The sequence below is a fragment of the Streptomyces sp. NPDC002476 genome, assembly GCF_042889785.1.
Lineage (GTDB): Bacteria > Actinomycetota > Actinomycetes > Streptomycetales > Streptomycetaceae > Streptomyces.
On sequence record NZ_JBIARH010000035.1, the window covers coordinates 1 to 12884 of the forward strand.

Consider the following 12884-nt stretch of genomic DNA (forward strand, 5'->3'; position numbering starts at 1 on the left):
AGTACGTCCAGTACAAGGACTTCCGGCCGGCACACCGAGAGCACGCACCCCACGCCGCTCCTTGACGGGCAAACGTTGCCTGCCGCGGCACTAGAACAGCGCGCCGCCCGCGATCTCGCCGTGCGCCTCCACTTCGGGTCCGACGGCGTCCAGCCGGGACTTGATGTCGAGCAGCACGGTGAGTTCCTCCGGCGCGAGGTCGTTCAGTACCCGGCGCTGTTCATCGGTGAGCAGATCGACGGCGAACCCGGCGCCGTACAGCACGGCGAGCCGGTCCGGTGGTTCGGTCATGACGGGCCTCCCATAGAGACGGACCGTCCGGCCCCCCGCACCGGACGGTCCGGTACGGCGCGCCCGAGCCGGACGAACAACTGGGTGAGCGCGTCGGTGGTGTGCAGGGCGCTGACGGTGACCGCGGTCTCCTGCCCCCGCGACAGCGGCAGTCGGTCGAGCAGCGCGTGCAGTTCGGCGGAGTGGCCGTCGTCGAGGCGTGCGTGCTCGTGCACGGTACGGAAGGCGGGGGCGGGCAGCCCGGTCAGCCGGGCCAGCCGGGGCGCGAGTCCGGCGGCCGGGGCGTGGCCCTCCAGAACGGCGATGTAACCGAGCAGCGCCACCGGGTGGTGGTGCTCGATCCAGTAGTACTGGGCACCCGCCAGTGAGGCGACGAGCGGATCGGGCACTCGGTCCACCGCGTCCCGGGGGTCGCCGCCCGCCGCGGCCAGGTCCTCCAGCAGCCAGGCGTCGTGGTCCGCCTCCTCCCGGATGTGACCGTCCAGATAGGGGACGAGCGAGGCGCTCAGCGGATCGCCGTACCGCCCCAGCAGCGCGGCCCGTTCGGCGGCCCGTTCCATCAGTGGTACGGAGGCGCGGATCAACGCGTGCATCGTGCCCAGGTACGCCCGGTAGCGGGGCAACAGGCCTTCGGCACGCCACAGTCCGGCCAGGGCCGTCCGCAACACCGGTTCGGCGAGGGACAGTTTGACGCGTAGCCGCTCGGAGGCCGACAGCCGGTGGGCCGCCGATGGGCCCTCGGAGGCGGAAGGCCGCTCGGAGACGGACGGCGCGGTCGGTTCGACGGCACTCATGTCCGGGTGCCTCCCGTCACCTGGTGCGGAGCCGGGTAAGCGGCCGATGACGGACTCGGTGACGGACTCGGCGACGGGGCCGGGGGCGGAGTCCGGCCGGGGGTCTGCTCACCGCCGCCCGGGGCCGCCACCAGGTCGGCGTACGCCGCGCAGCCGTGGCGCCGTACCAGGGCCACCGGCCCCTGGGCGTGCTGCTGCCGGGCCGCGGTCAGGTCCAGCAGCGCGCCCGCGGCGCCCGATGCCAGGGCGCCGGCCGCCGCGACCACCTCCGACCGCTCGCCCAGCGCCCGGCAGTCCCCGCAGTAGGAACCGGCCGGGGCGCCCGGCGCCCACCGCTGTCGCAGGTGGGCAGGGCCGACCGTGCGGACGAGCCGCAGCAGCGGGGACCGCAGCGTCCGCGCCCGTACGGAGGCCCAGTCGTCCTCCGCGACATGACCGAGCCGCAGATGGGGCGGGGCGGGGCGTCGGTCCACGGTGTCCTGGTTGCAGCAGGCCAGGACCGTCCCGTCGAAGGCGACCACCGGCCAGGCGGCCATCGCACACGGCAGCGCGCCCCCGCCGCCCGGCTCGTCACGGGCGGCGGGAGCGGTACGCGCCGGGCGGGCCCAGGACGCCGCACGGCCGAACGGCCGCACCTCGTTGACCAGGGACGGCACCGTACCGCCGAACGTCCGCTCTATGTCCGCGGTCACGTCCGCGAGATAGGGGTCGTCCTCGCCGGTCCCGGTGAGGTGGAAACTGACCGCGACCCCCAGCCCGCGGACCTCGCGCACCGCCCGGAACACCGCGGCCCGCGGCACCTCCCGCTCGTGGTGCAGGTCGAGGCTGGCGGAGAAGTGGTCGAGCGTGCGCACCGCCCGCCGCACCGGTTCCGGGAGCCCGCCCGACCGGGCGAAGAACATCCCGCTGAGCAGCGCGGTCCGGGTGCCGACGGCCCGTGCGGAACGGGCGAGCGCGGCCACCAGGCGCGGCCGGAGCAGCGGTTCACCGCCGGTCAGCATCATCACCTCGGGCCGGTCCGCGGCGGTGAACGAGGAGACGAACCGCTCCAGTGCCTCCGCCCCCGGTTCCTCCCGTACCTCCGGCGCGGAGCCGGTGGAGCAGTGGGCGCAGCGCAACGGGCAGCGCCGGGTCAGGGTGACCAGCACTCCGCCGGCCGGGACCGGCCGCAGTCCGATGAGTTCGGCGAGTTCCATCCGGCCGTCTCCTTCGGGTGTAGAGGGCGTCTCCGTGCGCGCGTCGTGCGGGAGGTACGGGAGGTACGTGCGGGAGCTACTGGACATGTGCGAGGTACGGGACGTGCGGAACATGCGGGAACCACGCGAGATGCGGGAGGCACGGGACGCGCGGAACGTGCGAGAGGTACTGGACGTGCGGCGCGCGGTGACCGTGCGCGTACACAGCCTCCGGCCGGACGGTTCGGCACCGGTCCGGAACCGGCCCGGAACCGGTATGGCCGCAGGCCGGACGCCGTCCGGCGGGCCGCCGCCCGGCCCGGTGGGCGCCCCCGTACCGCTGCCCGCCCCCGTCCGTCGTCCGTCCATCCCCGGTGAGCAGCCGCGATACCGCCCCCATACCGGCGTCGAGCCGTTTGCCAGGCCGGGGCTCCTAACTTTCTGGTCAGCGGCAGGCACCCGCCGGCCGCACCGGAAGGACCGGGCCTCGCCCGGGACGACCGGAGATGACCGCGATAGACGAGTGGACGGAGACCACCATGTCCGAGAACACCAAGCCCGTCGCCGACGACAACAACGAGACCCCCGAGGTCGAGGCGCACTCCGTGCTGGACCTCCAGGAGACCGCCGTCAACCACGAGCGCGAGATCGACGGCAGCTGCGTCAGCACCGTGAGCCTCGTTCTGTCGGAGCAGTAAGGGCTGATGACCGGGCCGCGGCGCCACCCGGGGAAGGAACGTCTTCCCCCAGTGGCGCCCGGCCGGCCGAAACGGGGCGGCTCCGTGTCACGGAGACCGCCCCGCCTCGATTTCCCGGGCCGGCCGCCCGTTCACCGGGTCCCCGCCCCCTTGCCAGGCCGTCGCCTTCGCCGGGCCACCGGCCGAGCCCTGTCCCCGAATCACCGACCGGGAGCCGACGATGGCCGCCACGTTACGAACCAACCGGGATTTCCGACTGCTGTGGATGAGCGGCCTGTTCGCCGTTCTCGGCACCCAGATGAGCGCTCTGGCCCTGCCTCTCCTCGTGCTCCGCGAGACCGGATCGGCCGTGCAGGCCGGTGCGATCAGCACGGTGTCCGTCACCGCGGTCCTGATCACCATGCTTCCCGGCGGGGTGATGGCCGACCGGGTGGAGCGCCGCAGGCTGATGCGCCTGTGCGACCTGGGCAGTTTCTGTGTCGTCGGCGCCCTCGTCGTGGCCGTGTGGACCGGGCACGTCCCGCTGCCGCTGGTGCTGCTGGTGGCGGGCGCGGGCGCCGTCATCGGCAGCCTCTACGGGCCCGCCGCCTTCGGGCTGATGCGGAGCGTCGTACCCCCCGAGGACATGGGGACCGCGACCGCCCGCCTCCAGGCCCGTACCGCCACCGCGCGGCTGGTGGGGCCGATGGTCGGGGGCGCCCTGTTCGGACTGCACCCGGTCCTGCCGTTCCTCGCCGAGGCCATCGGGCTGCTGCTGTCCACGATCTGCGTGGCCCTGGTACGCACCCGGTCCAGGTCCGAGACCAAGGCCGGATCGGCGTTCAGCAAGGCCGAGTTGACGGCCGGGCTCTCGTTCCTGTGGCGGCTGCCCTATCTGCGGACCGTGCTCCTCGTCTTCGGGCTCGGCATGAACTTCGCCTTCGGCGCCCTGACGTTCACCGCGCTGACCGTCTTCTCGGGCGGCGGGAGGTCCGGGCTCGGCGGCGGCACCGTCGTCACCTTCATCTCGGTCGGGGCGCTCACCGGTGCGCTCCTCGCCCCTCGGCTGCGCCCCGAACGTCATACCTGGGCGCTGATCGCCGCCACCTGCTGGTTCTGCGTGGCGAGCGCCCTCGCCATGGCCTGGGTCCGGGTCCCGCTGTTCGCCGGTCTGCTCTGTGCCGCCTGCATGTGCCTGTCCACCGTGGCCAGCATCGGCTTCCTCTCCACCCTGCTGGCCGTCACCCCCGGTGACCGGGTGGGCAGGGTGCAGAGCGCCGCCGGGTTCCTCTCCTCACTGGTCCAGCCGTTCGGGCCGCTGGCCGGGGGCGCGCTTCTCACCGCCTTCGGCAGCCGGGCGACGTTCGGGGCGATCGCCACAGTCCTCGCCGTGTCCGCCGCCGTCGTCACGTTCGCCCCGTCCGCCCGGCCGGGCCCGGCGGTGGTCGCGGCGGCCGCCTCTTCCAGGTCGGGCGCCTCTCCGGGGTCCACCGAGTCCTCCGGGTCCACCGAGTCCTCCGGGTCCACCGAGTCCTCCGGACCGGCCGAGCCTTCCGGGGCCACGAAAGCCTCCAGGGCCACCGAACCCTCCGGAACGGCCAAGTCCTCCGTCCCGGCCGAGCCTTCCGGGTCGGCCGGTTCCGCCGTCCCGGCCGAGGACGGGAGCCCGGCACCCTCCGCGCCGTACGAGGAGGAGACCCGCGCGGACGCGATCGCCGGCGACGGAACCCCCGCGAACCGGACCCCCGCGAACGGAGCCGTCGCGCACGAGATCCGCGCGGACCGCACCGGGGCCGGCAGCCCCCGCCCCTGACCACGCGTCACAGGAGACCAGCCCAGGAGGTATGCCGTGCCCGGCATCCAGGAGACCCAGCTGTACTGCCTCGCCGACCGCCGCTACTACGAGACCCCGGCCCGGCTGCCCGACGAGGACACCCGCTACCCGCTCGACCGTGCCGAACCGCCCGAGGGCTGGCGGCGCGGCACCACCGGCCTGTGGACCGCGCTGCACCCCGCCTCCGCCCAACTGCCCGAGCAGGGCTGGAAGATCCACATCTCCACCCTCCCCGACGAGGCCGAACGCACTCTCGCCGACACCGCCCGGATCTGCCTGGAACAGGGGGTGCCGTTCAAGTTCCTGCGCAGCGCACGCGCCCTGCGGCTGATGTCGGCCAAGTATATGAACCGGTCCGGCGCCGGTAAGTTCCTCACCCTCTACCCCGACGGCGAAGCCGCGTTCCTGCGGGTGCTGGACGCCCTGACCCGGGCCCTGGACGGGCGCAGCGGGCCGTACATCCTCAGCGATCTGCGGATCGGGAACTCTCCCGTCCACGTCCGCTACGGCGCGTTCGTCGAGCACTGGTGCCGGGACGCCGACGGGAACCGGGTCCGCGCGATGCGCCACCCGTCCGGCGAACTCGTCCCCGACACCCGGGGCGTGGTCTTCCGGATACCGGAGTGGGTGACCGTCCCCGAGCCGCTGCGCCCCCATCTCGCCGCCCGTGCGGCGGCCCGCGACGACGACTTCCCGTACAAGGTCACCAAGGCACTCCAGTTCTCCAACGCGGGCGGCATCTACCTGGCCGAGCACCGCACCACCGGGCAGCAGGTGGTGCTGCGCGAGGCCCGGCCGCACTGCGGTCTCGACCCCGCCGGGGACGACGCCGTCACCCGGCTGCACCGTGAGCACCGGGCCCTGACCCGGCTCGCCGGACTCGACTGCGTGCCCGAGGTGTACGGCGTCCGCACGGTCTGGGAACACCACTTCCTGATCGAGGAGTACATCGAGGGAACCACCCTGTTCGACGAGATCGTCGAGCGTTTCCCGCTGGTACGCGGCGAACGCACCCCCGCCGAACTCGACGCCTACTCCCGCTGGGCCGAATCCGTGACGACCGGGCTCGCCGAGGCCCTCGACCGGATCCACGCCCGAGGGCTGCGGTTCGCGGACGTGCACCCCGCCAACGTCATCCTCCGCCCCGACGGCCGGGTCGTCCTGATCGACTTCGAGTACGCCACCGATCTCGACGACCGGGACACGCCGCTCGCCGGCGCCCCCGGACTCCAGGCGCCGCTCGGCGTCAAGAGGGGAGCCGAGGCGGACGCCTACGCGCTCTGGGCGATCTGGCTGCACACCCTGATGCCGCTGATGGAGGTGACCGACCACGACCGGGGCAAGGCCCTCACCATCGAACGCTGGGCCCGTGCCCGGTACCGGCTGGGGCCCGACGCGGGGCCGCCGCGACCGGCCGCCCTCGCCCACGGCCTGCCGGCGGACAGCGGCGAGACGACGGTGGACGCGTTGCTGCGCGGTCCGGTACCCGACTGGCCCGGCATCCGTGAACGGCTGCTCGCCGGCATCCGCGCCGGGGCCACCCCCGAGCGCACCGACCGGCTCTACCCCGGCGACCTGGCGGGCTTCGCCACCGGTGGTGCCTGCGCCGCCCATGGTGCCGCCGGGGTGCTGTACGCGCTGCACCGCGTCGGCGCCCCGGTTCCCGACGAGCACGTCGACTGGCTGGCGCGGGCGGCCCTGCGGCGCGACCCGGACGCCCCGGGCGGGCTGTACGACGGACTGCCCGGCATCGCCGTGGTGCTGGCCCGGCTCGGCCGCCGCGAGGAGGGCCGCGAACTGCTCGACCGGGCCCTGCGGGCACCCGCCGCCACCTCCGCCGATCTGCGCACCGGCACGGCGGGGACGGCGCTGGCCGCCCTGCGGCTCGCCGCGCCCGACGCGGAACTCCTCGACGCGAAACTCCTCGACCGGGCCCTGCGGACCGCCTGGGAACTCGATTCGCTGGTCCGTGGCGAGGCCACCGACGGCCCGCCCGCACCGCCCTCGGCGGGCCTGCTGCGCGGGCTTTCCGGAGCCGCGCTGCTCCAGCTGGAGCTGTACGCGCTCACCGGCGAGGACTGGCTGCTGCGGGCCGCCGGGGCGGCCCTCACCCGGGAGGCCGGGCACTGCGTGGACATGCCCGGCGGCAGCGTGCAGGTGAAGGACGGCAAGCGCCATCTCCTCTACCTGGACCAGGGCAGCGGCGGCATCGCGCTGGTCGCCCAGCGCTACCTGGCCCACCGGGAGGACCCGGCGCTCGCCGCGCTGCTGCCCGGCATCGAGGAGGGGTGCGTCCTGGAGTTCGTCCGCGAACCGGGGCTCGTCACCGGCCGCAGCGGACTGGCGGCCACCGCCCATCAGCTGGCACGTCCCGGCCACCGGCCGGCACGCCAGGGGAACGGCGGCGTCGATGCGTGGCGCCCCGAACTGCTGGAGTCGGTGCGGAACCTCTCCTGGCATCTGGTCGCCGAACAGGACCGGCTGCTGGTGCCGGGAGCGCGACTGCGCAGGTTCTCCGCCGACCTCGCGACCGGCGCGGCGGGGGTGCTGCTCGCCCTGCACACGATGTTCGCCGCCCCCGACGAGCGGCCCGACCTGCTGGACGTGCTGACGCTGGGGTGAGCAGCGACGCGGCGGGCCGCCCCGGGAGGTACGGGGCGGCCCGCCGCGTCGTACTGACGCGGACTCAACCCACCGGCAGCGCGGTACGGGGGACCGTGACCGCCGGGTCGCTGATCCCGGGGACCCCGGAACCCCCGGCAACTCCGGGCAACTCGAAACCCTCGGGCACACCGGGGACCTCGGGTACGTGGGGCACTCCGAGCACGTCGGGGGCTTCGGCCCCGACCGGGGCGGACGACTGCTCGCGGGCGTACAGCGCGGTCAGGCGCGGCAGTTCGTACAGCACCGCGTGCGCGGTGACCTCGCCGCTGGGACACGTCACCGCCCCGGCGGCGATCAGCGACTCCACCGTCCGCAGTGCCCGGCGCTCGTCGCAGCCGAACGCCGCCGTCGCCTCCGGCAGCGTGAACGGCCCCTCGCGGACCGCGCGGGCCAGCCGGGCCAGCGCCGGCCGGCTCCCGGGCGGCAGGTCCTGCCAGCCGACGGCCAGCCGGCCCCGCACCGAGACGTCACCGGCCACCAGCTCGTCCAGGGCCCCGTCCGGATCGGCCAGCCGTTCCGCGTACTCCGCGAGCGGAAGATGGCGCATCACCGCCAGCCGCATCCCGCTCACCCGCACCGCCAGCGGCAGATACCCGCAGGACTCGGCGATCCGCAGTGCCGCGGCCCGGTCCAGGCCCACGCGGCCCGGCCCGATCAGCCGGCCGAGCAGCTCCAGCGCCTCGGCCGGGGCCAGTGGGGGCAGCGCCATCCGGTGCACCGGGGCCAGTCCGGCCAGCTGGCCCCGCGCGGTCAGCACGAACGCGCCGCGGCCGGTGCCCGGCAGCAGCTCACGCACCGTTCCCTCGTCCGGTACGTCGTCGAACACGACCAGCGAGCGATGCCCGGCCGACCAGTGCCGCCACTGCTCCGCGTCCGGCGCCGGCTCCGCCGGGCGCGCGACACCGGTCGTCCGCCGGACCAGTTCCCCGATCAGCTCCGAGGGCGGGCGGACCGTCCCCCGTTCGTCGCGCACCCGTATGTGGATCAGACCGTCCGGATAGCGCTCCGCCAGCAGACGCGCCGCCCGGACCGCGACAGCCGTCTTCCCCGTTCCCGCGGCCCCGGTGACCACGACCACCTGACCGCTCTCCCCGTCCAGGACGTCCAGCAGTTCGCGCAGTTGCTCGCCCCGGCCGGTGAAGTCGGGCACGACGGCGGGCAGCGCGGTCCGCGACACCGGTGCGAACACCGGTGCCGGTGTCACTCCCTGCCCCGGTCCCTGCCCCTGCGCATGCGCCTGCCCCGGTATCGGTACCGGCATCGGTGTCGAGGCGTGGCCCGAGGCCGCAGGCGTCCGCGAGCCGGACGCCGACCGGGGGCGGTCGCCGCCGCCCCGTCCGGTGAGTATCGCGCGGTGCCTGGCGGCGATGGCGGCCCCCGGCTCCAGCCCCAACTCCCGTGCCAGCAACTGGCGGTAGTCGTCGTACACGGCCAGCGCCTCGGCCCGGCGCCCGGTCCGGTGCAGCGCGTCCATCCACGCGGTACGGATCCGCTCGCGCAGCGGATGCCGCTCGGCGAGGTCCCGCAGCCCGTCCACCACCGCGGACGCCCGCCCCAGGGATATCTCCGTCTCGGCCCAGTCCTCGTGCACGGTCAGACACCGGGCCTCCAGCCGTTCCGCCTCGGCGGCGACCTCCGGGGAGTCGCACAGCCCGTGCAGCGGCGGCCCCAGCCACAGATCCAGTGCCTGACGCAGCAGCCCGGCGGCGGCCGACGGGTCACCCTCGTCGGCCGCCCGCCGCCCCGCCGCGGCCAGCGACCGGAAGCGCAGGGTGTCCAACTCCTCCTCGCCGACCCGCAGCACATACCCGCCGCAGGAGTGCACCAGCCGTTCCCGGCCGTCGCCGTCCGCCCCTCCGGAACATCGCCCGCCCAGCAGCGCCCGAGCCGAACTGACGTACACCTGAAGGTTCTTGCGTGCCGTACGGGGCGGGGCGTCCGGCCACACCGCGTCGGTCAGGACGTCCACCGGCACCGGGGTGTTGGGCCGGCTGAGCAGCATGGCCAGGACGAGCCGTTGTTTACGGGGGCCGAGCGGCAACGGCCGCCCGCCCACGCTTGCGGAGAGCGGGCCGAGGAGCGAGAGGCTGAGCGCGCCGGGCGGCGATGTGCGGGTGGGGGGTGGGATCATGGACGGGCCTCCGAAGAACCGGGGGACGGACGGCTGTCTGCCGGTCACACACCTGGATGGTCCGCCGGGGGTGACCACCACCACATCGGTGCCGTTCCCGCATGTTCCGTACCGGAGCACGACCAAACCCGCCCCGTGCCCCCATGTTGGACACCCGGACCCCCATGAGCCGCCCTTCATGCGGGTGATTCGTAGGTGGGTGGGCAGGTGCGTGCGTGCGTCCGTACGCGACGGGCGTGGCCCGGTACGCCTCGGCACGTGCCCGAGGCGTCCGCACGCCGTACGTGTCAGTCGTTCGCACGCCGTACCTGTCAGTCGTGTTCCGCCGCGCACTCGGCGGAGAACTCGCAGAGCGCCGCCCGGTCCGAACGCCCCGTCTTGCTCAGCAGGCTCGCCATGTGTTTCTCCACCGTGCGCGGCGATATCGACAGCCGCCGGGCGATCTGCTGGTTCCCCGGCCGTTCCGCCAGCAGCACGAAGACCTCGTACTCGCGCGGCGTCACCCCGCTCGTCCGCAGCCGGGCCGGTATGCGGTCCCAGCCGCCCCGGTGCTGCCCGACGCTGACCCCTGCCTGCCGCAGTCCCGCACGGCAGGCGGCGGCGACCGGCTGGATTCCCGCCGCGTAGAAGTACTCCTCCGCCGCACGCAGCCAGGCGACCGGCTCGCCCCACTTCTCGGCGAGCGCCGCGCCGGCTGCCAGCCGCAGCCCCAGGTGACGGGCGAGGGGGAACGCGGCCGCGTCCGCGACGGCCGAACGGACCATCCGCGCGGCCCGTTCCGTGTCGCCCTCCCTGCCCCGCAGGACGGCATCGGCCAGCCGCAGGAAGAGCTGGTTCCAGGCCAGGTCGGCGCCCGGACTGCCCAGTACGGTGGCGAGTTCCGCCCGTCCGTCCAGCCCCTCGATGGTCCGCAGCAGCGGGCGCAGCCCGTGGCGCCCGCTCAGATAGAAGAAACTGGGGTGCTCGCTCTCCCAGGCCAGCGAGGCATCGAGATCGGCCAGTGCCTGGCCGCGATCCTCCTCCAGCAGCGCGGCGAAAGCACGGCACAGCCCCAGTTGCAGAGGGACGAGCAGCGACTCCTCACCGCCCGCCCGGCGGAACCGGACCAACGCCCGGTCCAGGTCCCGTCTTCGGCCCCGGTGTGCCGCGAGCGTCGCCGAGGCCAGCAGCAGGTAGCGGTGCGCCCCCAGGTTGCGGGTCCGGGCGCTGGCGGCCACCGACCGTTCGATGATCTCCTGCGCCCCGTCCCACTCGCCTCGCATCACCGCGTTCATGGCGAGCAGCCCGTCCACGGTCTGGGTCGGCACCAGCGCGCCGAGCGACTCCGCGGCGGTGCGGGCCGTCTCCAGCCGGGCCGGGTCACCGGTCCGCATGAACGTGTTGGCTCCCAGCCGGACCAGCGCTTCCACCCGCCACACGGGGAGGGCGTGCTGCTCGGCCACGGACAGCATCCGCTCCAGACAGGAATCGGCCTCGTCGAAGCCGTGCTCCCGGGACAGCAGCGCCAGCAACTGCCATGCCTGGCAGGCGACCACGGGGAGGTTCCGCTCCTCCGCCACGGCGGCGGCCCGCCGCGCCGCGTCTCGTACGGCCTGCCGCGCCTCCCCCTCCCGGGCCGCCCTCTCCTGGCCGGGGTGGGACTGCCCAAGGTGGGTTCCCCCGGGTTGGGGCTGCTCGGGTCGGGACTGGCCGGGCAGCAGCGCCAGATGCCCCTCCACCACGTCGAGCGCCGCTTCCTTCTCCGGCGGGGGTGTCGCGCCCAGCAGGCTCCGCGCGGCCCTGATCTGACCGGCCGCCTCCTCCGTACGCTCCGCCATCACGGCCGCCCACGCGATCCGGACATGGGTCTCACCGCGCTGCTCGGCGGCCTCCGAACGCGCCGGCACCGGGGGCAGCTCCCCGGCCAGCGCCAGGGCGGTGTCGAGCTCGCCCGCCTCGGCATGGGCGACCGCCAGCGATTCCGTGACGGCCCGCACGTCGGACGTGTGGGCCAGCGAACGGGCCCGGTCCAGCAGGATGACGGCCGAACCCGACGCGCCCGCCGCGAGCATCCGCCGCCCGACGGCGGCGAACTGCCGGGCCGCGCCGTGCCTGTCGCCCCCGGCCATCTGGAGAGAGGCCATCAACTGGAGCTGTTCGTCGCCGAGTTGCTGCGCCACCGCCTCCAGGGAGTGCGCCGCGCGGCGGGCCATCGCGGCCCGTTCGGCCGGGGCCAGGGAGGCCACCAGCGCCTCGGCGGTCAGTGCATGCCGGAAGGTGTAGCGGTCGGGGTCCGCCCCGTCGGGGGCGATGATGCTCGCCTCGACGGCGGAGCGCAGATGGCTGAAGAGCGTCCGGTCGTCCAGCCCCGTGACGGTCTGGAGCACGGTGACGGAGAACTGACTGCCCAGTGTGGCCGCGCACAACAGCACTTCGCGCACCGGTGCGTCGAACCGGTCCAGCCGCCGCGCCCAGCTGCGCACCACCCCGGTCGGCACCGCCGCGTCCGGGCTGCAGTGCGCCTGCCACCGGTCCCCGGAGCGCCGCAGCTGCCCGGAGTCGAGCAGATCGGCCAGCAACACCTCGACCAGATACGGATTGCCACCGGCCCGCCCGGCCAGCCGCTCGTGCGTGGCCTGCGGCACCTCTTCCGGGGTGGTCTCCAGGCACGAGGCGGTCATCTCCAGCACCTCCGCCTCACCGAGCGGTGTCAGCTCCCGCACGGTGGCGACCTGCCGCTGCTCGGCGGAACGCACCAGGTCGAGGGCGGCGCCGGGCTCCGGGCGCAGTGTGCCCAGCAGCAGCACCGGCAGCTCCGCCACGTTGTCGATGACGTATTCGACCACCGCGATCGTCTCGGTGTCGGAGTCGTGCAGATCCTCCAGCAGGATCACGCACCCGTGCTCCTTCCCGAGCACCGACAGCAGCCGCAGCAGCGCCTCCGCCAGCTCGACCACCGTCTCCGGGTAGCCGGGCGAGGAGCCCTGGCGCCACTCGGGCACCAGCCGGGCCAGCGCCGGACGGTACGGGTCCAGCTCCGGGTCGGTGGGCGGTCCGGCCGCCCGGAACCGCGAGGACAGCGCCTCGATCAACGGCCGGAACGGCACGACGAGCCCGGTCGACGTGGCCCTGCCGCGCAGCACCGGCATGTCCCGCGCGTACGCCCGGTACGCGCACTCACCGACCAGCCGGGACTTGCCGATGCCCGCGTCCCCGACAAAAAAAACCGCACGCCCCGAACGTCGCGACGCGTCGTCCAGGGCGTTGCCCAACAGGCAGGTCTCTGCGACTCTCCCGACAATCACCGACGAAGTGGCACGCATGGACGCAGGCTACTTG

Annotated in this window: 7 protein-coding genes and 1 pseudogene; 3 read left to right on the forward strand and 5 right to left on the reverse strand. The window is 74.3% G+C overall.

What is annotated here, in order from left to right:
* Positions 1–90: 90 nt before the first annotated feature.
* The 3 genes from ACFYXM_RS29295 to ACFYXM_RS29305 are packed head-to-tail and all read right to left on the reverse strand — an operon-like array spanning position 91 to position 2281.
* The gene (locus ACFYXM_RS29295) at positions 91–291 is read right to left on the reverse strand and encodes an aroma-sacti cluster domain-containing protein (RefSeq protein WP_073783162.1); all 201 of its coding nucleotides are present in this window, start codon (positions 289–291) and stop codon (positions 91–93) included.
* Entirely contained in the window at positions 288–1085 is a 798-nt protein-coding gene (locus ACFYXM_RS29300) for an iron-containing redox enzyme family protein (RefSeq protein ID WP_389293832.1), read from the reverse strand. Before ACFYXM_RS29300 ends, ACFYXM_RS29295 begins: the two co-directional genes overlap by 4 nt.
* Positions 1082–2281 carry a radical SAM/SPASM domain-containing protein gene (locus ACFYXM_RS29305; RefSeq protein WP_389293833.1) on the reverse strand — a complete coding sequence of 400 codons (1200 nt, stop codon included), beginning with the start codon at positions 2279–2281 and terminating at the stop codon, positions 1082–1084. The genes ACFYXM_RS29300 and ACFYXM_RS29305 overlap by 4 nt, the downstream gene beginning before the upstream one ends.
* Before the next feature lie 485 nt (positions 2282–2766).
* On the opposite strand from ACFYXM_RS29305, the gene ACFYXM_RS29310 reads away from it, so the two are divergent.
* The 3 genes and pseudogenes from ACFYXM_RS29310 to lanKC all read left to right on the forward strand — a co-directional run bounded on the left by ACFYXM_RS29310 (position 2767) and on the right by lanKC (position 7393).
* A complete protein-coding gene (locus ACFYXM_RS29310) occupies positions 2767–2958 on the forward strand; it encodes a hypothetical protein (protein WP_351521917.1) in 192 nt (63 codons plus the stop codon).
* Positions 2959–3178: 220 nt separating this feature from the next.
* Positions 3179–4379: pseudogene (locus ACFYXM_RS29315) on the forward strand (MFS transporter); the annotation flags it as partial.
* A 407-nt stretch (positions 4380–4786) separates the two neighbouring features.
* Positions 4787–7393 carry a class III lanthionine synthetase LanKC gene (lanKC, locus tag ACFYXM_RS29320; protein WP_389293834.1) on the forward strand — a complete coding sequence of 869 codons (2607 nt, stop codon included), beginning with the start codon at positions 4787–4789 and terminating at the stop codon, positions 7391–7393.
* A 64-nt stretch (positions 7394–7457) separates the two neighbouring features.
* Here lanKC and ACFYXM_RS29325 read toward each other — a convergent pair whose 3' ends face one another.
* Complete coding sequence (locus ACFYXM_RS29325; protein WP_389293836.1) at positions 7458–9566, reverse strand: BTAD domain-containing putative transcriptional regulator; 2109 nt, start codon at positions 9564–9566, stop codon at positions 7458–7460.
* A 311-nt stretch (positions 9567–9877) separates the two neighbouring features.
* Entirely contained in the window at positions 9878–12868 is a 2991-nt protein-coding gene (locus ACFYXM_RS29330) for an AAA family ATPase (protein ID WP_389293838.1), read from the reverse strand.
* Positions 12869–12884: the final 16 nt, after the last annotated feature.

What these genes read in the sequence shown, in the direction of transcription:
- ACFYXM_RS29295 (WP_073783162.1), bottom strand. Translation starts at nt 291, where the DNA reads ATGACCGAACCACCGGACCGGCTCGCCGTGCTGTACGGCGCCGGGTTC.
- ACFYXM_RS29300 (WP_389293832.1), bottom strand. Translation starts at nt 1,085, where the DNA reads ATGAGTGCCGTCGAACCGACCGCGCCGTCCGTCTCCGAGCGGCCTTCC.
- ACFYXM_RS29305 (WP_389293833.1), bottom strand. Translation starts at nt 2,281, where the DNA reads ATGGAACTCGCCGAACTCATCGGACTGCGGCCGGTCCCGGCCGGCGGA.
- ACFYXM_RS29310 (WP_351521917.1), top strand. Translation starts at nt 2,767, where the DNA reads ATGACCGCGATAGACGAGTGGACGGAGACCACCATGTCCGAGAACACC.
- ACFYXM_RS29325 (WP_389293836.1), bottom strand. Translation starts at nt 9,566, where the DNA reads ATGATCCCACCCCCCACCCGCACATCGCCGCCCGGCGCGCTCAGCCTC.
- ACFYXM_RS29330 (WP_389293838.1), bottom strand. Translation starts at nt 12,868, where the DNA reads ATGCGTGCCACTTCGTCGGTGATTGTCGGGAGAGTCGCAGAGACCTGC.